General features: G+C 72.1%; 19 protein-coding genes. 9 read left to right on the top strand and 10 right to left on the bottom strand.

Annotated elements, in window-relative coordinates; translation table 11 throughout:
- The 6 genes from ACGF3I_RS13685 to ACGF3I_RS13660 all read left to right on the top strand — a co-directional run bounded on the left by ACGF3I_RS13685 (nucleotide 1) and on the right by ACGF3I_RS13660 (nucleotide 7787).
- On the top strand, nucleotides 1-1518 hold the full coding sequence (locus ACGF3I_RS13685) for a glycoside hydrolase family 3 protein (protein WP_393131421.1): 1518 nt from the start codon (nucleotides 1-3) through the stop codon (nucleotides 1516-1518).
- Between the two features lie 941 nt (nucleotides 1519-2459).
- On the top strand, nucleotides 2460-3539 hold the full coding sequence (locus ACGF3I_RS13680; protein WP_393131419.1) for a phytanoyl-CoA dioxygenase family protein: 1080 nt from the start codon (nucleotides 2460-2462) through the stop codon (nucleotides 3537-3539).
- A complete protein-coding gene (locus ACGF3I_RS13675) occupies nucleotides 3539-4858 on the top strand; it encodes a DUF6271 family protein (protein ID WP_393131417.1) in 1320 nt (439 codons plus the stop codon). Before ACGF3I_RS13680 ends, ACGF3I_RS13675 begins: the two co-directional genes overlap by 1 nt.
- Nucleotides 4851-6023 carry a type III PLP-dependent enzyme gene (locus tag ACGF3I_RS13670; RefSeq protein WP_393131415.1) on the top strand — a complete coding sequence of 391 codons (1173 nt, stop codon included), beginning with the start codon at nucleotides 4851-4853 and terminating at the stop codon, nucleotides 6021-6023. Before ACGF3I_RS13675 ends, ACGF3I_RS13670 begins: the two co-directional genes overlap by 8 nt.
- Nucleotides 6024-6569, top strand: coding sequence for a GNAT family N-acetyltransferase (locus tag ACGF3I_RS13665; RefSeq protein ID WP_393131413.1), 546 nt, complete (start codon nucleotides 6024-6026; stop codon nucleotides 6567-6569).
- A gap of 6 nt (nucleotides 6570-6575) precedes the next feature.
- The gene (locus ACGF3I_RS13660) at nucleotides 6576-7787 is read left to right on the top strand and encodes an MFS transporter (protein ID WP_393131411.1); all 1212 of its coding nucleotides are present in this window, start codon (nucleotides 6576-6578) and stop codon (nucleotides 7785-7787) included.
- A 336-nt stretch (nucleotides 7788-8123) separates the two neighbouring features.
- Here ACGF3I_RS13660 and nagB read toward each other — a convergent pair whose 3' ends face one another.
- A complete protein-coding gene (gene nagB, locus ACGF3I_RS13655; RefSeq protein WP_393131409.1) occupies nucleotides 8124-8909 on the bottom strand; it encodes a glucosamine-6-phosphate deaminase in 786 nt (261 codons plus the stop codon).
- Nucleotides 8910-9437: 528 nt separating this feature from the next.
- Here nagB and ACGF3I_RS13650 point away from each other — a divergent pair.
- Complete coding sequence (locus tag ACGF3I_RS13650) at nucleotides 9438-10904, top strand: sensor histidine kinase (protein WP_393131766.1); 1467 nt, start codon at nucleotides 9438-9440, stop codon at nucleotides 10902-10904.
- A 157-nt stretch (nucleotides 10905-11061) separates the two neighbouring features.
- Here the strand turns inward: ACGF3I_RS13650 and ACGF3I_RS13645 are convergent, their stop codons facing one another.
- Complete coding sequence (locus ACGF3I_RS13645) at nucleotides 11062-11319, bottom strand: WhiB family transcriptional regulator (protein ID WP_004937597.1); 258 nt, start codon at nucleotides 11317-11319, stop codon at nucleotides 11062-11064.
- Nucleotides 11320-11638: 319 nt separating this feature from the next.
- The gene (locus ACGF3I_RS13640; RefSeq protein WP_393131407.1) at nucleotides 11639-12604 is read right to left on the bottom strand and encodes a diacylglycerol/lipid kinase family protein; all 966 of its coding nucleotides are present in this window, start codon (nucleotides 12602-12604) and stop codon (nucleotides 11639-11641) included.
- Between the two features lie 94 nt (nucleotides 12605-12698).
- On the opposite strand from ACGF3I_RS13640, the gene ACGF3I_RS13635 reads away from it, so the two are divergent.
- Nucleotides 12699-13133 (top strand): hypothetical protein, encoded by a 435-nt coding sequence (locus ACGF3I_RS13635; protein ID WP_393131405.1) that lies wholly within the window; start codon nucleotides 12699-12701, stop codon nucleotides 13131-13133.
- Nucleotides 13134-13190: 57 nt separating this feature from the next.
- Here ACGF3I_RS13635 and ACGF3I_RS13630 read toward each other — a convergent pair whose 3' ends face one another.
- The 3 genes from ACGF3I_RS13630 to ACGF3I_RS13620 all read right to left on the bottom strand — a co-directional run bounded on the left by ACGF3I_RS13630 (nucleotide 13191) and on the right by ACGF3I_RS13620 (nucleotide 15101).
- Complete coding sequence (locus ACGF3I_RS13630; protein ID WP_393131403.1) at nucleotides 13191-14141, bottom strand: RNA polymerase sigma factor SigF; 951 nt, start codon at nucleotides 14139-14141, stop codon at nucleotides 13191-13193.
- Nucleotides 14138-14551: an anti-sigma regulatory factor gene (locus ACGF3I_RS13625; RefSeq protein WP_073718917.1), complete on the bottom strand. Its 414-nt coding sequence runs from the start codon at nucleotides 14549-14551 to the stop codon at nucleotides 14138-14140. Before ACGF3I_RS13625 ends, ACGF3I_RS13630 begins: the two co-directional genes overlap by 4 nt.
- Nucleotides 14552-14840: 289 nt before the next feature.
- Nucleotides 14841-15101 carry a UBP-type zinc finger domain-containing protein gene (locus ACGF3I_RS13620; RefSeq protein ID WP_393131401.1) on the bottom strand — a complete coding sequence of 87 codons (261 nt, stop codon included), beginning with the start codon at nucleotides 15099-15101 and terminating at the stop codon, nucleotides 14841-14843.
- A 56-nt stretch (nucleotides 15102-15157) separates the two neighbouring features.
- Here ACGF3I_RS13620 and ACGF3I_RS13615 point away from each other — a divergent pair, with 56 nt between their 5' ends.
- Nucleotides 15158-16756 (top strand): Na+/H+ antiporter, encoded by a 1599-nt coding sequence (locus ACGF3I_RS13615; RefSeq protein ID WP_393131399.1) that lies wholly within the window; start codon nucleotides 15158-15160, stop codon nucleotides 16754-16756.
- Nucleotides 16757-17337: 581 nt separating this feature from the next.
- Here ACGF3I_RS13615 and ACGF3I_RS13610 read toward each other — a convergent pair.
- The 4 genes from ACGF3I_RS13610 to ACGF3I_RS13595 form a co-directional block, all read right to left on the bottom strand.
- Nucleotides 17338-18219, bottom strand: a complete 882-nt coding sequence (locus tag ACGF3I_RS13610; RefSeq protein WP_393131397.1) for a 1-aminocyclopropane-1-carboxylate deaminase/D-cysteine desulfhydrase — start codon at nucleotides 18217-18219, stop codon at nucleotides 17338-17340.
- A 115-nt stretch (nucleotides 18220-18334) separates the two neighbouring features.
- A complete protein-coding gene (locus tag ACGF3I_RS13605) occupies nucleotides 18335-18925 on the bottom strand; it encodes an N-acetylmuramoyl-L-alanine amidase (RefSeq protein WP_393131395.1) in 591 nt (196 codons plus the stop codon).
- Nucleotides 18926-19059: 134 nt separating this feature from the next.
- A complete protein-coding gene (locus ACGF3I_RS13600; RefSeq protein ID WP_393131393.1) occupies nucleotides 19060-20358 on the bottom strand; it encodes a globin domain-containing protein in 1299 nt (432 codons plus the stop codon).
- A gap of 115 nt (nucleotides 20359-20473) precedes the next feature.
- A complete protein-coding gene (locus tag ACGF3I_RS13595) occupies nucleotides 20474-20923 on the bottom strand; it encodes an RrF2 family transcriptional regulator (RefSeq protein ID WP_393131391.1) in 450 nt (149 codons plus the stop codon).
- Nucleotides 20924-21100: the final 177 nt, after the last annotated feature.

Raw genomic sequence — 21100 nt, 5'->3', positions numbered from 1 at the left:
ATGACGACTATGACCACGGGTTCCGGCACACTGACCCGCGACGCCCTCGCCGTCCTCCAGCCCGGGTTCGTCGGCACCACCGCGCCGGACTGGCTGCTCCGCCGGATCGGCGAAGGCCTCGCCTCCGTCGGCCTGTTCGGGCGCAACATCGTCTCCGCGCCCCAAGTGGCCGCGCTGACCGCCCAGTTGAGGGCCGAGCGGGACGACGTCCTGGTGGCCATCGACGAGGAGGGCGGTGACGTCACCCGCATAGAGGTGCGCACCGGTTCCTCCTTCCCCGGCAATCTGGCGCTCGGCGCGGTCGACGACCTGGAGCTGACCCGCGCGGTCGCCCACGAGCTGGGCCGCCGCCTCGCCGAGTGCGGCGTCAACCTGAACTGGGCGCCGTCCGCCGACGTCAACTCCAACCCGGACAACCCGATCATCGGCGTACGGGCCTTCGGGGCGGACACCGAACTGGTGGCCCGGCACACCGCCGCCTACATCGAGGGCCTCCAGGCGGCCGGTGTCGCCGCCTGCACCAAGCACTTCCCCGGCCACGGCGACACCAACGTCGACTCGCACCACGCGATGCCCCGCATCGACGTCGACCTCGACACGCTGCACCGGCGCGAGCTGGTGCCTTTCCGCGCCGCCATAGCCGCCGGTTCCAAGTCGGTCATGAGCGCGCACATCCTTCTTCCCGCGCTCGACCCCGCACGTCCCGCCACGCTCAGCCCGCGCATCCTCACCGGACTGCTGCGCGAGGAGCTCGGCTACGACGGGCTGATCGTCTCGGACGCGGTGGAGATGCAGGCCATCGCCGGAACGGTCGGCATCGAGCGGGGATCCGTCCTCGCGATCGCGGCGGGCGCCGACGCCCTGTGCGTCGGCGGCGGCCTGTCCGACGAGGGCACCGTACTGCGACTGCGCGACGCGCTGGTCCAAGCGGTACGGGACGGCGAGCTGGCCGAGGAACGCCTGGCCGACGCCGCCGCGCGCGTGCGCGCGCTGGCGGCGTGGACCGGCGCGGCCAGGGGGGACAGGACGGCGCCGGGCGCGGCGGTGCAGGAGGGGACCGCGCCCGGCACCGGCGGCGACATCGGTCTGGTGGCCGCGCGCCGCGCCGCCAGGGTCACCGCGTCGCCGTCGTGGCGCCCGCTGGAGCGGGCCGCGTACGTGGCCACGTTCACGCCCGTGATGAACATCGCGGTGAGCAGCGAGACGCCCTGGAGCATCGGCGCCGAACTCGCCGAGCTGCTGCCCGGCACCGAGAGCGGCACCTTCGGCACGGACAGCGGCGCCGCGGACGTGCTCGCGGCCGCGGGGGAGCGCCGGATCGTCGCCGTCGTGCGCGACGAGCACCGTCACCCGTGGATGGCGGCGGCGCTCGACGCCCTCCTCGCGGCCCGCCCGGACACGGTCGTGGTCGAGATGGGCGTGCCGCGGGCCGCTCCGCGCGGCGCCCTGCACATCGCCACGCACGGCGCGGCCCGGGTGTGCGGACGCGCGGCGGCGGAGGCCATCGCGGGAAGCTGACGCGCTCCGGCGCGGCGAGAAGCAGTGGCGGGGGGGGGGGGGGGGGGGGGGGCCCCCCCCCCCGCGGGCGCGGGGGGGGGGGGGGCGGGCGGGGGGGCGGCGGCGGGCCCCCCCCCCCCGGCCGGCCCCCCCCCCCCGGCGGGGGGCCGGGGGCCGGGCCCCCCCCCCCCCCCCCCCCCCCCCCCCCCCCCACGTTTGCATGTGCGGGTCCTGCCAAGGGTGCGTGGAGGAGATGTACGAACGGGCCGACTTCGGCTGTCCGGGAGGGCCGACTTGTCCCCGCGGCCCGGAACGGGGAACTCCGCCGGTGCTGTCCGCGCGCCGTCAACTGGGTCTCGCGGGGCTCTACTTGACAGTACGTATCCCCTGTGTGTCCGGTGCGTGAACCAGCCCGAATTGTGCCCGGCAGGGCCCCAACTTGGGGGTTGACACCGTAAGTTGGTCTAGTCCACCTTGGAAGTACGCAAGATCGGTGCAGGTATCCTCGGGTCGCGAGTGGTGCCGCATGCAAGGAGGTAACGACCCCGGCCCAGCTTCGTGGAGACCCGCCGTCTCCACCGGGTGACCGGCCGGCGCGACGGTGCGCCGGGCCCGCCAACACCGGTCGCCCCACGCCTGTTTGCCCTCGCAACGCCCGGCCGTGAACCGGTTCGGGCGCGGCCCTGCCGAGGGCACCCCGCATCGCCCGGCACCCGCACATCCCCGGCCCCGGACGGCCGCCAGGTGCACGCCGGACGCGAGCACACCCGTACGCCGAAGCCGTTTCGCCGCAGCGCGCCGCGCCGCCGACCGTGACCTCACCCGGTCCGCGCGGACCGGTGCCGCTGCCCCGTCCCGCCGGCCCCCGCCGCCCGGCACCGCCGTCCGGGCCGCCCTCCCGCGCCGACCGGGAGCGCGGGGACGACACAAGACACCGCCCATCCGACCCCTGGAGTGACCCCATGCCGGGCCCCGACCGCTATCTCTACCGTGCCGCATCCGACGTCCCCTACTTCAGCTCGGACGGCGGCGAGACCTACCTCGCGCGCACCCCGCTGCGGGACATCGAGAAGTCCCGTCCGCTGCGCGTGCTGTCCGACGAGGACTTCGCGTTCTGGCAGACGTACGGCTACGTCGTGGTGAAGGAGGCCATCCCGGCCGAGGCCGCCCGGCGGCTGCTCGACTTCACCTGGGACTTCCAGGGCCTGGACCCGGAGCGGCCCGAGACCTGGTACCGCGACGACCGGGAGTTCGCCACCGAGCTCGAACAGCACCTGCACGTCTACGGGTTCGTCGAGGCCTACCACCACCAGCTCCTGTGGGACAGCCGTCAGTCGCAGCGGGTCTACGACGCGTTCGCCGACGTATGGGACTGCGAGGAGCTGTGGGTCACCCTCGACCGGCTCAACCTGAACCCGCCCAACGTCCGGGACCGCGACCGCGCCCTGATAGAACCCACCGACAAGGGCTTCGACATCGAGCTGCACTGGGACGTCGACACCACGCTCGGCGTGCTGCCGCAGCGCGTCCAGGGCATCATCGCGCTCAACGACACCCAGGACGACCACGGCGGCTTCCAGTGCTCGCCCGAACTCTTCCGCCGCTTCGACGAGTGGCGGATCGGACAGCCCGCCGACCGCGACCCGATCCGGCCCAACACCGACCGCGCCGAGTTCCCGGTCGTGCGGCCCGAGCTGAAGGCCGGCGACCTGCTGATCTGGAACGGCCTCCTCGCGCACGGCGTGGCCCGCAACACCTCTGACAACGGTGTCCGCGCGGTGCAGTACCTCTCGATGATGCCCGCCCTGGAATCGGACCACGAGGTGCGCAAGTCCCGCGTCGAGTCCTGGCGCAGCCTCAGCACCCCCGACTGGAACAAGACCCTGGTCGGCGACGCCCGCAGACACGAGTCCCTGCGGTATCCCACCGCCACCCTCAACGACCTCGGCGCCAAGCTGCTCGGCCTCGAATCCTGGCACGGGCGGGACGCGGCGGAACAGCGCGCGCACCAGCACGCCGAGCGGCCCACCGGAGAGCAGTGATGCGCGCGATCTGCCTGACCCTGCCCACGAACCGGCCCTGCGCCGGCACGATCACGGCGCTCGGCCAGGAGGCCGCGTACGCCGCCGAGCACTTCGGTGTCGAGGTGCACCTGCTGGTCCTGGACTCCTGCGACGAGCCCGTACGCGCCGAACACGCCGCGGCCCTGGGCCGGTTGAGCCCCCGGCCCGACGTCGTCGTGCACCACCTGGACGAGGCGGCCCAGCGCGATTTCCTCCAGCGCGTGATCGAGCGCTCGGGCGTCCCCAAGCCCGATCTGATGCTCGATCTCATGCTGCCCGCCGAGGTCTCCTACGGGGCGTGCACCAACCGCGCCTTCCTGATCGCGAGCGCGCTCGGCTGTGACTCCGTCCACCGCCGGGACTCCGACAGCGACTACCAGCTCCTGGACGGCGATCCCGTCTACCCCGTCCACCACGAGCTGCTCTCGCTCGGCAAGCGGGCCGTGGACGCCGTACCGCACGTCACCCGCACCCTGCTCGACCCGGCCGACGTCTACAAGCCCGTCGCCATGGTCGGCAGCTCCTTCGTGGGGGAACTCTCGGTGGACATCGGCGAGATCCGCGATCTCGACCCGGCCGTCTATTACGAGGTGGTCGGCCTGTGGGCCGAGGCCGGGGCATCCGAACAGGAACGGCGCGAGCTGGTCGACGAGTCGTTCGTCGGAGCCGGCACCGAGCCCTTCACCCACGACGAGTCGACGCTGGGCGAACCCGACATCTGGCGGGTCGACATGTGCAACATCGGCCTTGACCACGAGGTCTACGAACGCGTGCCCCTGCCGCCCGCCACCCGCACCATAGGCAGCGACTACTTCCTGCTGCACCTGGTGCGCGACGCGACACTGCCCGGCGTGGTCCACAACCGCAACATCGTGAACTACTACACCCCCGAGCGCCGGACCGGCGCCGGCTTCACCGCCTACCAGCTGCGGTTCACCAAGTTCCTCCTGTCGATGCTCTACCTCTACCCCGTCTACACGGCGATGGAGAAGGCGCGCGGAGCGCTGCTCGACGAGCACCACCACGTGCGGGCCGCCGCCATCGCCGAGCTCGTCGCCGCGGCCGCGGGCACCGACCGCACCGAGAACGTCCGCAGACTCGACGTGCTCGACCGCTCCTACCGTCAACTGGGCGGCAAATACGCCGAGTTCGCGGATCACCTGGTGCCGCTGCGTGAGCGGCTGCTCGACGAGGCGCAGGCCGACACCGAGGAGTTCGCCCTGCTCATCGAGGCCTGGGGCCCCCTCGTCGCGGCCGCCAGGTCCGAGAGCCCGGACCGGGGTGCCGACCATGCCTGAGAGCGCGGCCCTGCGAGCGGCGCTCGCCGCCACCACCGACGATCGGATCCTCTTCGACCTCGACGGGATCGAGGCCCAGTACGCGTCGCTGCTCGCCGAACTGCCCCGCGTCGCGGTCCGCTTCGCCATGAAGGCGTGCCCGGTCGGCGAGGTGCTCGACCTCCTGGCCCGCCGGGGCGCCGGCTTCGACGCGGCGAGCCCGCGCGAGATCGAGCAGGCCATCGCGACGGGCGTGCCCCTGGAGCGGATCCACTACGGCAACACGATCAAGTCGGACGAGAACATCGCCGAGGCCCACCGCATGGGCATCCGCGACTTCGCGACCGACAGCGTCGAGGACGTCCTGGCCATCGCCCGGCACGCCCCCGGATCACGGGTGTTCTGCCGCCTCGCCACCAGCGGCGAAGGCGCCCTGTGGGGTCTCAGCCAGAAGTTCGGCTGCTCGGCCGGCGAGGCGGTGCGCGTCCTGGAGGCAGCGCGGGACGCGGGCCTCGTCCCGTCCGGCCTGTCCGTGCACGTCGGTTCGCAGCAGATGACGTCACAGGCCTGGCGGAGCGCCCTGGACGACCTCGAAGACCTCCTGGTGGTCCTGGATGGCCGCGGCATCCGGCCCGACCGGATCAACCTCGGCGGCGGCCTGCCCGCGCTCGGCTGCCTCGACAAGCGGGGGCGTCCCCTCGACCCGCCGCTGGACAAGATGTTCGCGGTGCTCCGCGAGGGCATGGAACGCCTGGAGGCGCGGGCCGGGCGAGCGCTGGAGTTCCTGATGGAGCCCGGCCGCCATCTGGTCGCCGACCACGGCGCCATCCGCGCCCGGGTGTCCCGCCTGACGTCCCGGCGCCGGCCCGACGGCGACGTCCGGCACTGGCTCTATCTGACCTGCGGCAAGTTCAACGGCCTGTACGAGATGGACGAGTTGCAGTACCGCCTGGAATTCCCGGGCCACCCGGCCGCCGACACCGTACCGGCCGTGATCGCCGGACCCACCTGCGACAGCGACGACGCCTACGACCACGAGCTGGGACGCGTCCCGGTCCCCGCCGCGGTGGTCTCCGGCGACCCGGTCTGGGTCCGCTCCTGCGGCGCGTACGCCGTCGGCTACACCACCCAGGGCTTCAACGGCTTCGACCCGCTGCCGTACACCTGCATCGGAGGTTCGAGGTAGATGACCCCGCCGGACACCGGGCTCCTCCCGGACGCCCGCTCGGCCGCCGACGTCCTGGTGCGCCCGCTCGCCGAGCGCGACTGGGACGCCATCGTGGCCCTGGAGGCGCGCGCCTACGCCGCGGACGGACTCTCGGAGGGTCGCGAGGCCCTCAAGTCCCGCTACCACCAGGGCACTTGCTTCGTCCTGGACGATGCCGAAGGCCGGCTCGGGGGCTACCTCCTCGCCCTGCCCTACCCGCCCTTCGCCAGCCCCGACCTGAGCCGCGCCGAGCGGGCGGAACAAGGAGCGGAGCACTCCGCCCGCAACCTGCACGCGCACGACCTGGTCATCGCCGAGCACCTGCGCGGCCGGGGTCTGGGCCCCCGGTTGCTCACTCATCTCCTGCACACGGCAGAGGAGTTGGCGTATGAGCGCATCTCCCTGGTGGCCGTGCGGGGCGCCCACGTGCTGTGGGCGGAACTCGGCTACCGCGCGCACCCCGAGGTCGAACTGCCGTCGAGCTACGGCGCGAACGCGGTGTACATGTCCATGGAAGTAGGCTGAATTCGCATGTATCGCGTCCGCGATGACTTCCGCAGATCGCAGCTGGCGATCGCGGCACTGTTCTGCTGTCTCGGGTTCCAGTACGCCACCTGGGTCTCCCGGATCCCCGCCCTGAAGACCAGGCTCGACCTGTCCGAGGCGGAACTCGGGCTGCTGCTCATGGTGTGCGGGGCGGGTGCGGCGCTGTCCTTCCCGCTGGTGGCGGTCCTGACCAGGCGGCTCGGCTCGCGGCGCCTCGCGATCCTGTCGGCGCTCGCCCTCGGTCTCGTCCTGCTCGCCCTCTCGGTCACGCCGAACTATCCGGTCACGCTGCTGGTCGCCGCGTGCGACGGGGTGGCGGTCGGCTGTCTGAACGTGGCGATGAACGCGCAGGCGGCGGCGCTCGAAGTCACCTACGGGCGGACCACCATGGCGAAGATGCACGCCACCTTCAGCGCGGGCTCCCTGCTCGCCGCCCTGCTCGCCTCCGGCGTGACCTCCCTGACCACCGCCCTCCCGGCCCACTTCGGCACGGCCACGGTGCTGCTGGCGCTGCTGGTCCTGGGCGCGCGGGGCGGCCTCCTGCCGGAATCCGGGGACGCCGCCGACGCTGCGGGCCCGGCCGAACCCGCCGCTGCGAAGAAGCGCCGGGGCCTGACCCTGCCCACCCGCGTGACGATCTGGATGGGGCTCGCGATGGCCTTCGGCACCGTGACCGAAGGGGCCATGAACGACTGGTCGGCGCTGTACCTGAAGGACTCGGCGGGGGCGTCGGCCTCGCTCGCGCCGCTGGGCATCGCCGTCGTCTCGGTGATGATGGTGCTGGCCCGGCTCTTCGCCGACGGCTGGCGCACGAAGTGGGGGGACGCGCGGATCGTGCGGGCCGGCAGCGCGGTGGCGGGCACGGGGCTCGCGCTGGCCCTCCTCGTCGGCGGCGTGGTCCCGGCGCTGCTGGGGTTCGCCTGCGTCGGGCTCGGCATCGCGGCGGTGACGCCCTGCGTGTACGTGGCCGCCGCCCGCCAGGGCTCGGACGCGCTCGCGCTGGTGGCGGCGATGGGGACGACGGGGTTGCTGGCGGGGCCGGGGGTGATCGGGTTCGTGGCGAACGGGACGAGCTTGGTGTGGGGGATGGGGGTGGTTGCGGTGACGGCGCTGGCGGTGTCCGCCTGCAGCACCCGGATCCACTTCCCCACCCCGGCCCCGACCCCTGCCCCTGTCCCGACCCCGGCCGAGGGGTAACCCCGCCCCGGGCGCGCATTTTGTCTGCGGGTGGTGGGGGCTGGTCGCGCAGTTCCCCGCGCCCCTTGCTTTCCGTGCGGACCGTGCTGGGTTGCTCGCGCAGTTCCCCGCGCCCCTGGGGGGTGAAGGTGGACCCGACGCGAGGGTTCAGCGCCCCGAAGGGGCGCGGGGAACTGCGCGAGCAGCCACGCACGGTCCGCGGCCAAAGGTGCTTGGGGGCGCGGGGAACTGCGCGACCAGCCGCGCACGGGCCGGGGCAGGGGAGAGCCCCCTCGGGGGTGGGGCCGAGGGGGCTGGGCTCCCAGGGGCTAGACCGAGGGGGCTGGGCCCCAGGGGCTAGAGGCCCTGCCAAGTGGGCTTGTTGGTGAAGGTGTGCCGGAAGTACGGCGCAAGCTTCAGCTTGGAGGCGGCCGCCTCGTCGACGACGACCGTCGCATGCCGGTGGAGCTGAAGCGCCGACGCCGGCACCACCGCCGCCACGGGCCCCTCCACGGTCTGCGCCACCGCCTCCGCCTTCCCCTCACCCGTCGCGAGCAGCACCAGGTGCCGGGCCTCCAGGATCGTCCCGATGCCCTGGGTGATCACGTGGTGCGGAACCTGGTCGATGTCGTCGTCGAAGAAGCGCGCGTTGTCGACCCGCGTCTGCTCGGTCAGCGTCTTGATCCGGGTCCGCGAGGCGAGCGAGGAGCAGGGCTCGTTGAACCCGATGTGCCCGTCCGTGCCGATGCCCAGGATCTGGAGGTCCACCCCGCCGGCCGAGGCCAGCGCCAGGTCGTACGCCTCGCACGCGCCCTGGACGTCCTCGGCCGAGCCGTCGGGCCCGATGAAGGAGTCCGCCCCGAGCCCGAGCGGCTCGACGACCTGGCGGATGACGGTGGCCCGGTAGGACTCGGGATGCCCGGCGGGCAGCCCCACGTACTCGTCGAGCTGGCACACGCGGGCCCGCGAGACGTCCACCTCGCCGGCGGTCACCTTCGCGGTCAGCGCGTCATAGATCGGGATGGGCGTCGAGCCGGTGGCCACGCCGAGCAGCGCGTCCGGCTTGCGGCGCCACAGCGCGGCGATCGACTCGGCGATGAGCTCGCCGCCTGCCTTGGCGTCCGGGACGATGACAACTTCCACGTGGGCCTGCCGATCTGGAGACGTGAAAAACGGGTGTGGTATAGACCAATCTAGCAGAGTGCGGGCCCCTCGGACCGGTGAAGCCGACCGCTCCCATGGTCGACCGGCCGGGTTGCTGGAACGCATACGGAGACGGCCATTCGGGGGCGGGGGACATGACGCGGGGCGACCCGGGCCCGCACGGGCGCACCGCCCGCGCGGGAATCCGACGCGGCGGCCCGAAGGGTTGCGCCCCCGGGGCCGGCAGGGAATATTGCGGGGTGCAGATGGATGGACATGCAAGAATGGTCTAGTCCACAATGAAACAACACTGAGCTTCCGCCCACCCCGCACAGGCGGGCGGAACCGAGGCCCCGGCGCTCTCTGCCCTGACTGCGCCGTGACCTCCCTTTGAAGGCCGGGGGGACCGCACACCCGCCGGCCGGCAACCGGGCTGCGGTGCCCGGACGGGCTGAGGGTCCCGTCCTGGCGCCGCGGCCCGCAGTCCTTCCCGGGCCGGGTCGCGGGTACGCTCACAGCGTGCCCTCCATGAACGACCTCGTACGCCAGCACACCGCTCTGAGTGAGTCCGACCTCGAGTGGCTCCATCTGCTGGTCTCGGAGTGGCAACTGCTCTCCGACCTGTCCTTCGCCGACCTGGTCCTGTGGGTGCCCACCCTGGACGGCACGCGCTACGTGTCGGTCGCGCAGATGCGCCCCAACACCGGCCCCACCTCCTACCAGGACGACATGGTGGGCCACCTCGTGCCGCGCGGCCGGCGCCCGCTGCTGGACGCCGCGCTCGACGAGGGCCGCATCGTGCGCGAGGGCGACCCGGAGTGGCGCGAGGAGGTGCCGGTCCGCGTCGAGTCGATCCCGGTCCGCCGCGAGGGGCGCGTCCTCGGCGTCATCGCCCGCAACACCAACCTGCTCACCGTGCGCACACCCTCGCGCCTTGAGCTGACCTACCTCCAGTCCGCGTCCGACCTCGCCCAGATGATCGCCGCGGGCTCCTTCCCCTTCCCGGGCCAGCAGGTCGACATGGACGCCTCGCCGCGCGCCGGTGACGGCCTGATCAGGCTGGACGCGGACGGCATCGTGCAGTACGCCTCGCCCAACGCGCTCTCCGCCTACCACCGCCTCGGCCTCGCCTCCGACCTGGTCGGACAGCACCTGGGGCAGCTGACCTCCGACCTCGCCCCGGCCCGCGGCCCGGTGGACGAGGCCATCGTGAAGCTCGCCAGCGGCTACGCGCCGAGGGAGGCCGAGGTCGAGGGCAACGACGGCGTGATCCAACTGCGCGCCATCCCGCTGAAGCCGAAGGGGCCGCGCATCGGTTCCCTCGTGCTCCTGCGCGACGTGACCGAACTGCGGCGCCGCGAGCGGGAGTTGATCACCAAGGACGCCACCATCCGGGAGATCCACCACCGGGTGAAGAACAACCTCCAGACGGTGGCCGCGCTGCTCCGCCTCCAGGCCCGCCGGATGGACTCCGACCAGGGCCGCGAGGCGCTCAACGAGGCGGTGCGGCGCGTCGGTTCGATCGCGATCGTGCACGAGACGCTGTCCCAGAACCTGGACGAGCGCGTCCAGTTCGACGAGATCGCCGACCGGGTGCTCGCCATGGTGGCCGAGATCTCGCCCGGCAAGGTCAACTGCCGCCGCACCGGCCGCTTCGGGATACTCGACGCCGAGGTGGCCACCCCGCTGTCCATGGTCCTGACCGAGGTGCTGCAGAACGCCCTTGAGCACGCGTTCGCACCGGGGGAGCAGGGGTCGGTGGAGGTCGCGGCGCTGCGCGGCGGCACCCGCGAGGACGCCCGGCTGCTGATCACGGTGCGGGACGACGGCCGCGGGCTGCCCGAGGGATTCGACGCCCAGCGCACCGGCAACCTGGGTCTCCAGATCGTACGGACGCTGGTGGAGGGCGAGTTGGGCGGAAGCTTCGACATGGTGCCGGCCGCCGAGCGCGGCACCAAGGTCGTCCTCGACATCCCGGTGGGTCCCGACAAGTAGGGCCGGTAAGCGAGTAGGGCACAGCAGCGAGCCCCGAACCGGAAGAACCGGTTCGGGGCTCGAATGCTGTGGGTTACTGCTGCGCGCTGCGGCTCGGGGGGCGGTGAGTGCGTACGCTCTGTACGCGCCGCGCGGGGCTAAGGCAGGAAGTGGTGGCTCAGGCGGTCGCGTTGCGCGCCCGGTTGCGAGCGGCACGGCGCTTCATCGCGCGGCGCTCGTCCTCGCTGAGGCCACCCCAGACGCCGGAGTCCTGGCCGGACTCGAGCGCCCACTGCAGGCACTGCTCCATGACGGGGCAGCGGCGGCAGACGGCCTTGGCTTCCTCGATCTGCAGCAGCGCAGGACCGGTGTTGCCGATGGGGAAGAACAGCTCGGGGTCTTCCTCACGACAAACGGCGTTGTGACGCCAGTCCATGGCTGCTACCTCTCTTGGTGTTGCGTGCAAAGGGTGCTTGTGAATGTGAACGCTTTCACGAATCCCTCAACAAGGGAAGGGCCATCTTCCAGTTGGACTGGTGGTGGTCCGAGTTTGAGGAGGGGTTCTGGCTTTCAGTGGAGGCTGGTGTTGCGGGCCGTCCCGATCGCCATGTAGAGATTCGCAAACCTCGGCGGCGGATACAACCCCTTCAGGAAAGTTTTTTTGGATTCCTCGGTGTCGACTGGGTCACAGTCGTACTTCCATGGGGTGGATGCCAGCCTAAACGTTCGAGTGAAAGGACTTTGGGCCCTTCCACTCACACAATCACACGCAGTGCACGGCGTACGCCTGTGAACGCGACGCTCGTGCGCAGGCCCAGGTGGTCGCCGTCCATCTGGAAGGGGAGCGGAGCCTTGGAATGCAAGGTGAACTCCGTCAGGTCGTGCAGTGATACGGCGTGCTTGCCGTGCGGACCCCGCTCCGGCGTGGAAGTGAGCAGCTGGGTCGCGTAACGCGTCGCCGACGGCGTGGTCATCCGGGTCAGCGCCAGGACGTCCAGGGCGGCCTCGAAGGAGGCGTCGGGGGAGGCGTACAGCGGACGATTGCCCAGGTAGGTGTAGGGGGAGGTGTTGCAGACTATCGACAGGACGAGGTCCTCGACGGGGTCGGCGCCGGGCCGCTCCAGGGTGATCTGGCCGTGTCTGCGGTGGGGCTCCCCGAAGAACTGACGGGCCACCTGGCGCAAATAGAGCGCGTGCGTCGAGCGCTTTCCGCGCTCCCTCTGCTGTTCGACCCGGCCGACCACACCCGCGTCGAATCCGAACCCGGCACAGAAAGTGAACCAGCGTTCCGGTACGCCCTCGTCGACGCTCCCGGGGACTCCGGAGGCGAGACCGAGGCTCACCGTGCGGCTGCGCCGCTCGCGCAACGCGTCGAGAATCACACCGGTCGACTCCACCGCGTCGTTGGGCAGCCCCAGCGCGCGGGCGAACACATTGGTGGAACCGCCGGGGACCACCGCGAATTCCGGGAGCTTCTCGCTCGGCCCGTTGTGCAGCAGACCGTTCACGACCTCGTTGACCGTGCCGTCGCCGCCGAGCGCCACCACCAGGTCGATGTCACTGCTCTCGGCGGCCCTGCGCCCCAGGTCCTTGGCGTGCCCGCGGTACTCGGTGGTCACCGCCTCCAGCTTCATCTCGCTGGCGAGCGCGTGGATGAGGACGTCACGCGTGCGCGCACTGGTGGTGGTAGCCGCCGGATTGACCACGAGAAGTGCACGCATGGGCGCCAGACTACCTACCGGGGGGTACCGGGGCGCACCTGGGCCGGACCGGCCGCCCCGGGGCGGGCCCCGCCGCCCGGGCTACCCTGGCCGGGTGAGTACTGAGCAGACCCCCGAAGCCCCCGCCGCACCGCGCCCCGGCCGGCTGACCGCCGCGGCGGCGCTGTCCGCGCTGGAAGGGCTCGCCCTGGTCGCCGGTGGCCTCTACATGCTCGTGATGGGCCTGACCGGCAAGCCCGACCGGCCCACCCAGGCCGAGACGGGCGGACTGACCCTGATGGTCCTCGGCCTGATCCCGCTGATCGCCGCCCGCGGCCTCCTCGGCCGGCGCCGCTGGAGCCGGGGCCCCGCAATGATCACCCAGATCATGGCGCTGCCGGTCGCCTGGATGTTCCTCAACTCCGACGGCGCCCCCTGGATCCCGGCGGGCATCGCGCTCGCCGCGGTGGCGATCACCGGGCTCGTCCTCCTGGTGAACCCCGCCACCACCGAGGCGCTGGGCATCCGCGGGCCGGTCCGCGACGCGTGAACGAAAGGGTCCGGAGGCACCGCCTCCGGACCCGTCCCGCCCACGACGTCTCCCGGCCTACTCCTCGACGAGGAGCTTCTCGCGCAGCTGGGCCAGCGTGCGGGCCAGCAGCCGCGAGACGTGCATCTGCGAGATGCCGACCTCCTGGGCGATCTGCGACTGGGTCATGTTCCCGAAGAACCGCAGCAGCAGGATCCGCTTCTCGCGCGGCGGAAGGTCTTCGAGCAGCGGCTTGAGCGACTCGCGGTACTCGACGCCCTCCAGCGCCTCGTCCTCCGCGCCCAGCGTGTCCGCGACCGCGGGGGACTCGTCGTCCGTGTCCGGCACGTCGAGGGAGAGCGTGGAATAGGCGTTGGCCGACTCCAGGCCCTCCAGCACCTCTTCCTCCGAGATGCCGAGCCGCTCGGCCAGTTCGTGCACCGTCGGCGAGCGGCCGTGCTGCTGGGACAGCTCCGCCGTGGCCGTGGTCAGCGAGAGCCGCAGCTCCTGGAGGCGGCGCGGCACCCGCACCGCCCACCCCTTGTCGCGGAAGTGCCGCTTGATCTCGCCGACGACGGTGGGTGTCGCGTACGTCGAGAACTCCACGCCCCGCTCGGGGTCGAACCGGTCCACCGACTTGATCAGACCGATCGTGGCGACCTGCGTCAGGTCGTCGAGCGGCTCGCCGCGATTGCGGAAGCGCCGGGCCAGGTGCTCGACCAGCGGCAGGTGCATCCGGACCAGCCGGTTGCGCAGCTCCGCCTTCTCGGCCGAGCCCTCGGGCAGCTTGCGCAGCTCGATGAACATCGCCCGCGCCCCGCTGCGGTCGTGTGGATCGTGGTGCCTGTGCTCGGTGTGCTCGCTCATAAGGGCCGCCCGCTCTGCCTGCTCCGCCGCGTACAAAACGCCATCTGGGCCATTCACAGGGCTGTCCACCGGATGCGGCCGGGCCTGTTGCTCCGGAATGCCCGCGGGGCGCACCGCTTCCGGGATGCGCTGGTCGTCCCGCACCGGACCCTCCCCGCTCACGCCGGTCCGGGTCCCGCGCCGCGCTGTTTGTACAGGCTGATGGAGACCGTACGGTCCTCGGCCACCGTGGAGTCGACCTTGCCGGCCAGGGCGGAGAGCACCGTCCACGCGAAGGTGTCGCGCTCCGGGGCCCGTCCGTCGGTGGTCGGCGCCGAGACGGTGACCTCCAGCGAGTCGTCGACCAGGCGGAACACACAGCTCAACACCGAACCCGGGACGGCCTGCTGGAGCAGGATCGCGCAGGCCTCGTCGACCGCGATGCGCAGGTCCTCGATCTCGTCGAGGGTGAAGTCCAAACGTGCCGCGAGACCGGCCGTGGCCGTACGCAGCACCGACAGATAGGCACCCGCGGCCGGCAGCCGGACCTCCACGAAGTCCTGATTCCCGGGCTCGCCTGCGATCTGGGACACCCTCACCTCCAAGGTGGCACAAGCTCTGTCAAGGCCCGGGAAGGGGGGATGTCCCGGGGCCGTGGGTACGGGGTCCGTACCTGGACTGGCGACGCTATCGCGATCCATGGTGCCCTGTCGCCGGGAGCTCTCCCGGCGGCTGTCACTCATGGTAAGCCTATGAGTACGGACAGTGGCTAGAGGTTGGCAGTGCCCAATTGCTGTGAACCGGGACCGGGTTGACGTACCCAGGCATCACCGACTTCGAACCTTCCCGCCCGCCCGGTACGAGCGGCACGCGAGGCGATCCTCACACCAGCAGCCCGTCCACGAAGCACCAGCGCCAGCTCTCGCCGGGCTCGAAGGTCCGCATCACCGCGTGACCGGTCTCCTTGTAGTGTCCGGTCGCGTGCTGGTGCGGCGAGGAGTCGCAGCAGCCCACGTGTCCGCAGACCAGGCACAGGCGCAGCTGTACCGGGTGCGTACCGTCCTTCAGGCACTCCGGGCAGGTGTCGTTCAGCGGGGCCGGCTCGGGGCGCGGCAGTTCTGCAACGTGCGGGCACTCGCTCATGATGGCCAGGTTACGACGGAGCGCGCGGCGCTGGTGTCTGGGGAGGGACGGTTCTGATGGACGCATTGCCGCTGGTGGCGCTCATCGCGGTGAGCGCGGCGGTCGCGGGGGGTGCCCGCAGGACACCGGTGCCCGCGCCGCTGCTCCTGGTGGCGGTGGGTCTGATCGCTGCGTACCTGCCCGGTGTTCCGGAGTACACCCTGGATCCGCACGTCGTACTGCCGCTGGTGCTGCCGCCGCTCCTGCACACCGCCGCCCTGGAGAGCTCCTACCTCGATCTGCGGGCCAACATCCGTCCGGTGGCGCTGCTTTCGGTCGGTTACACGCTGTTCGCGACCGTGGTCGTCGGCTGTCTCGCCTATCTTCTGGTACCCGACCTCCCGCTGACGGCGGCGCTGGTGCTCGGCGCCGTCATCGCGCCGCCGGACGCGGTCGCCGCCACCGCCATCGCGCGGCGGCTGCGGCTGCCGGGACGCATCACGACCGTGCTGCAGGGCGAGTCCCTGGTGAACGACGCGACCGCGATCACCGCCTACAAGGTGGCGCTCGCGGCGGCCGTGGGGGCGGGGGCCACCTGGGCGGGCGGGCTCGGCGAGTTCGCGCTCGCCTCGCTCGGCGGGGTCGGCGTCGGACTCGTCCTGATGCTGCCCATCCACTGGCTGCGCCGCCACCTCCACGAGGCGCTGCTCCAGAACACGCTCTCGCTGCTCATCCCGTTCGTCGCGTACGCGGCGGCCGAGCAGGTCGGGGCGTCCGGAGTGCTCGCGGTCGTGGTCGTGGCGCTCTATCTCGGCCACCGCTCCTGGCAGGTGGACTTCGCCACCCGGCTCCAGGAGGAGGCGGTCTGGAAGATGGTCGCCTTCGTCCTGGAATCGGCGGTGTTCGCGCTGATCGGGCTGCAAATGCCGGTCGTCCTCAGGGGACTTGGGGAGTACGGGGTCGGCGAGGCGGTTTGGTACGCGGTCGGGGTCTTCCTCGTGGTGGTGGTGACCCGGTACGTCTGGGTCTTCCCCGCGACGTTCTTGCCGCGCGTCCTGTCCGAGCGGATCCGGCGCCGCGAGCCGGACACCAACTGGACGGCCCCGGTGATCGTGGGGTGGGCGGGGATGCGTGGCGTGGTCTCCCTCGCCATCGCCTTCTCCATCCCGCTGACGATGGAGAACGGCGAGGGCTTCCCGGCCCGCAACCTGGTCCTGTTCCTCACCTTCACCACGGTGATCGGCACGCTGGTCGTGCAGGGGCTCACGCTGCCGCCGCTGATCCGGCTGCTCAAGCTGCCCGGACGGGACGTACGGGCCGAGACGCTCGCCGAGGCGCAGGCCCAGAGCGAGGCCTCCCGGGCGGCCGAGGCCCGCCTCGACGAACTCCTCGCCGACGAGGACAACGCCCTGCCACCGCCGCTGGCCGACCGGCTGCGGACGGTGCTTGAGCGGCGGCGGAACGCGGTGTGGGAGCGGTTGGGGGCGGTCAATGAGGCGACGGGGGAGTCGGCGGACGACACCTACCGGCGGTTGTCGCGCGAGATGATCGCGGCTGAGCGGGAGGTGTTCGTGTCCCTGCGGGACGGGCGGCGGATCGATGACGAGATGATGCGGACGTTGTTGCGGCGGCTGGACCTGGAGGAAGCCGCCGCCTACCGCGAAACCGAGCCCTGATCATCTGGGGCTTCCGGCCCCGGGCCCCCTGGGGGGTTCGCCCACCCACCCGCCCGTGCGGGGGTTGGCTGGCCCCGGCTCCCTGGGGCTCCGCCCCAGACCCTGGGGGGTTCGCCCACCCACCCGCCCGTGCAGCGGGATGAAGGGTGAGGCCCCTGGGGCTGCGCCCCAGACCCCCTGAGGGGCTCCGCCCCTCGAACCCCGGCGGGGGCTCCGCCCCCTGCACCCCCGGTCGCGCCTTAAGGGCGCTCGTCCTCAATCGCCGGACGGGCTGAGGTGGCCGGTGCTGACCAGCACCATGCAGTTAAGGGGCGCGGGGAACTGCGCGAGCCAGGCCGGGCTACACATGCGGCCCAGCACCGGTCCCGCCAAGGGGCGCGGGGAACTGCGCAAGGCAGGCTGGGGTCCACGTGCGGGCCCGCACCGGTCCCGCCAGGGGCGCGGGGAACTGCGCAAGGCAGGCTGGGCTCCACGTGCGGGCCCGCACCGGTCCTGCCAAGGGGCGCGGGGAACTGCGCGAGAAGCGAGCACGGTCCGCAGACGTACAGGGGGTTCAGGGGCGCGGGGAACTGCGCGAGGGGCTACGGGCGGCCCGTCAGGGTGGCTGTCAGGCGGGTTCCGGGAGGGAAGGCCCCCTCGCCCACCAGCACCCCCAACCCGAACAACAGCTTCGCCACGTACACCCGCTCCACCCCCACCCCATGCCTCCCCTCGAAGTCCCGGGCAAACTCCTCCAGCTCCCCCGGCACCCGCCCGTACCCCCCGAAGTGGAACCGCTCCTCCAGCGACCAGTCCCCCCGCACCCCGCCGAACGCCGCCCGCTGCAGCTCGCGGATTTCCTCCCCCAGGAAGCCCCCCTTCAGGACCGGCACCCCGATCACCCGCTGGCCCGGGGCGAGGCCGGCGGCCAGGCCGGCCAGGGTTCCGCCCGTGCCGCAGGCCACCCCCACCACGTCCGTGACCCCGCGCAGCTCCTCGCCCAGCTCCTTGCAGCCGCGCACCGCAAGGGAGTTGCTGCCGCCCTCCGGCACCACGTACGCCTCGGGGCACAGCAGGTCGAGGAGGGCCGTGGTCACCTCGGGGTCGGACTTCCGCCGGTAGGTCCCCCGGTCCACGAAGTGCAGGCGCATGCCGTCGGCCACGCAGCGGGTGAGGGAGGGGTTCAGGGGGCGGCCTTCGAGTTCGTCGCCCCGTACGACGCCGATCGTCGGGAAGCCGAGCAGCCGTCCGGCGGCGGCCGTCGCGCGGAGGTGGTTGGAGTAGGCCCCGCCGAAGGTGAGGACGGGGCGGCCCGCTGCGGCACACAGGTTCGGCGCCAGCTTGCGCCACTTGTTGCCCACCAGGTCCGGATGGATCAGGTCGTCCCGCTTCAGGAACAGCCGCACCCCGTGCCGCGCGAAACGCTCGTCCGTCACTTCCTCCAAGGGGGAGGGCAGGCGGGGGGCGAGCGTTCCGGGCGTCATGGCTCCATTGTCACGTCCGCAACGAACCCTGGCCTGTGCGGCGAACCCTGGCCTGCGAGACGACCCCTGGCGCCCCCGGCACCGCGCCCGCCCGCCCGCACCCCCCCGGCCCCCCTCACTTCAGGCGCTCCCGCACCCGCTCCCGCAGCCACTCCATCGTGAAGCCGCGCGGATCCACCTTTCCGACCTGCCACTCCTTGTGGCCGATGACCGAGCGCTCGGTCCAGCCGTAGTGGCGGCACACCGCTGCCGCCGCTCGCACGATCGCGTCGAGCTGGGCCGGCGGCCAGGGGTCCTTGCCGTCGCCCAGGTTCTCGCACTCGAACCCGTAGAAGTGGGTGTTCCCGTCGGTGTCGTTCCGCAGCGGCGGCGGCAGCCGCTTCTCGGCGATCACCGCGCGCAGCACGTCGGCGTCGCCCGCTCCGGCGTGGTTGGCCCGGCCGTTGCCCACGAGGTGGACCTTGCCGTCCTTGGTGATCACGCCGTGGCACAGCGGCCCGGGCAGGCCCTCGTAACCGTCGTAGCAGATGCGGACCGAGGCGGCGGCGCCGCTGGTGGCGGTGTGGTGGACGACGACGCCGTTGACCGGGCCCCACCCGCCGTGGCCGGCCCGGTTGTGGGTGCGCCACTGGCCGACCTCGACGACGGTGAGGCCCTCGGCGCGCAGGGCATGGACGAACTGGTCTGCGGACAGGGGAGGGGCCATGGCCGCCTCCTTCCAGAGCGGTGCGGAATATCTCGTACCGCTTGTACCCCAACTCCCGCTATGGGGCGATCTGTTCGGTTTGCCGTGCGAGCCGATCCGGACAGGCCGCGCCCGCACCACGGACCCGGCCCGGGTCAGTCCTGGGCGAGCCACAGGTCGGGGCCGAACACCTCGTAGTGGATGTCCGCCGCCGGCACGCCCTTGGCGAGCAGCTGGGTGCGGACGGCGCGCATGAAGGGCAGCGGACCGCAGAGGTAGGCCCGTGTGCCGGACGCGATCACGAGCCCGCTCAGGTCGACCAGACCGGTGCGGTCGGCGGGGTGGCCCGGCTCGGGGGACTCGTACCAGAAGTGGGCGGCGCCGTCGGCGAGTTTGGCGGTCAGCGCGGCGTGGTCCTCGCGCAGCGGATGGTCGGCGGGGGAGCGGTCGGCGTGCACCACGGTCACCGGCGCGCGGTGCCCGGCGGCCGTGAGCTGCTCCAGGATGGCCAGCATCGGGGTGCAGCCGATGCCCGCCGAAGCGAGCAGCAGCGGAGCCCGCCCGCCGCGCCCGCCACCCGCCCCACCAGGGCCGACCTCGCCAGGGCCGGCCTCGCCAGGACCGGACTCACCAAGGCCCGCCTCGCCGAGACCCGCCCCGCCGAGCACCTCCGCGTCCAGGACCAGGTCGCCGTACGGGGCCGAGACGCGCAGCCGGTCGCCCTCGCGGAGCCTGGCGTGCAGGTGGCCGGAAACCTCTCCGTCCGGGTCGCCCGCGACGCGCTTCACCGTGATCGAGCGGACCTCGCCGCCGGGCGCCGAACTCAGGCTGTACTGGCGTATCTGCCGTGCGCCGTCGGCGAGTTCGACCTGCACCGAGACGTACTGGCCGGCCTTGAAGGCGGGTGCGGGCGCGCCGTCCGCGGGGCGCAGCCGGAAGGTGGCGCAGTCGGCGGTCTCCTCGGTGCGGCCCACCACCGTCCACTCGCGCCAGACGTCCCCCGCGAGTACGCCCCGCTCCGCGTAGAGCCGGGCCTCGATGGCGATCAGCGCGTTCGCCATCAGCCAGTACACCTCGTCCCACGCCTCGGCGACCTCGGGCGTCACGGCCTCGCCGAGCACCTCGGCGATCGCCGCGAACAGGTGCTGGTGGACGATCTCGTACTGGCCGGCGGTGACGCCGAGCGAGGCGTGCTTGTGGGCGATGCGGCCCAGCATCACGTCCGGGCGGTCGTCGGGGTGGTCCACCAGGTACGTCGCGAACGCGGCTATGGAACCGGCGAGCGCCTGCCTCTGGAGGCCTGCCGCCTGGTTGCCGCGGTTGAACAGGTCGCGCAGCAGCTCGGGACGGGCATCGAAGAGGCGCCCGTAGAACCGCTCGGTGATGGTGCCGATGGCCGCTCCGACGGCGGGCAGGGTGGCGCGGACGGTCGCGGTCGACTTCTCGGACAGCATCGGCTGGCTCCTCCGGGATGATAAGTGGTATGTGAGATGCGTATTAAGAGGCAGGAGCGCAAGGCGGATGACGTGCGTGTACGGGCGACGGGCGGGCGCGGGACCGCTCCTGTCGTCAGCCGCCGCGGCTCGTGATGCCGAGCAGGAGCGGGCCGGTCGGCGAGGCCACCAGGTCGTCCACGGTGATCTCGTCCAGGGAGGCGTAGAACGCCTCCTGCGCGCGGTGCAGCGCACGGCGCAGCCGGCAGGCCGCGGCCAGCGGGCAGGGCGCCGCCCCCTCGCAGTCCACGACGTCGCCGGGCCCCTCCAGTTCGCGCACCAGGCCCCCCACCGAGGCGAGCCGGCCCGCCGTGGTGAGCGTGAGACCACCACCCCGGCCGCGGCGCGCCTCGACCAGCCCGAGGTGCTGGAGCCGGGCGACGACCTTCGCGGTGTGCGTGTACGGAATGCGCATCGAGTCCGCCACCTCGCGCGTGGTCGGCGGGGTCTGGTCGTCGGCGCGCTCGATCACCGCGAGACGCATCAGTACGCGCAGGGCCAGGTCGGTGAATCTCGTCAGGCGCATGCGAGCACCGTAGATAACTTGCATCTTGGAGGCAAGTTAAGGGCTGGCCCCGAGATCGTTGTCGGACGGTGTGTGCGAGGACGCCGAGTGAGGGGCGTACAAGACCTGTTCGAGCGCTTCGGGGCGGCTGCCCGCCCAACTGGTGCTCTAATCCCACTCATTTGAGTAATGGCGCGG

It is taken from the genome of Streptomyces sp. NPDC048111, from assembly GCF_043202815.1.
In the GTDB taxonomy this organism is placed as follows: Bacteria; Actinomycetota; Actinomycetes; order Streptomycetales; family Streptomycetaceae; genus Streptomyces.
The sequence above is the reverse complement of the archived record's forward strand: the minus strand, read 5'-3'. Positions and strand labels throughout refer to the sequence as shown.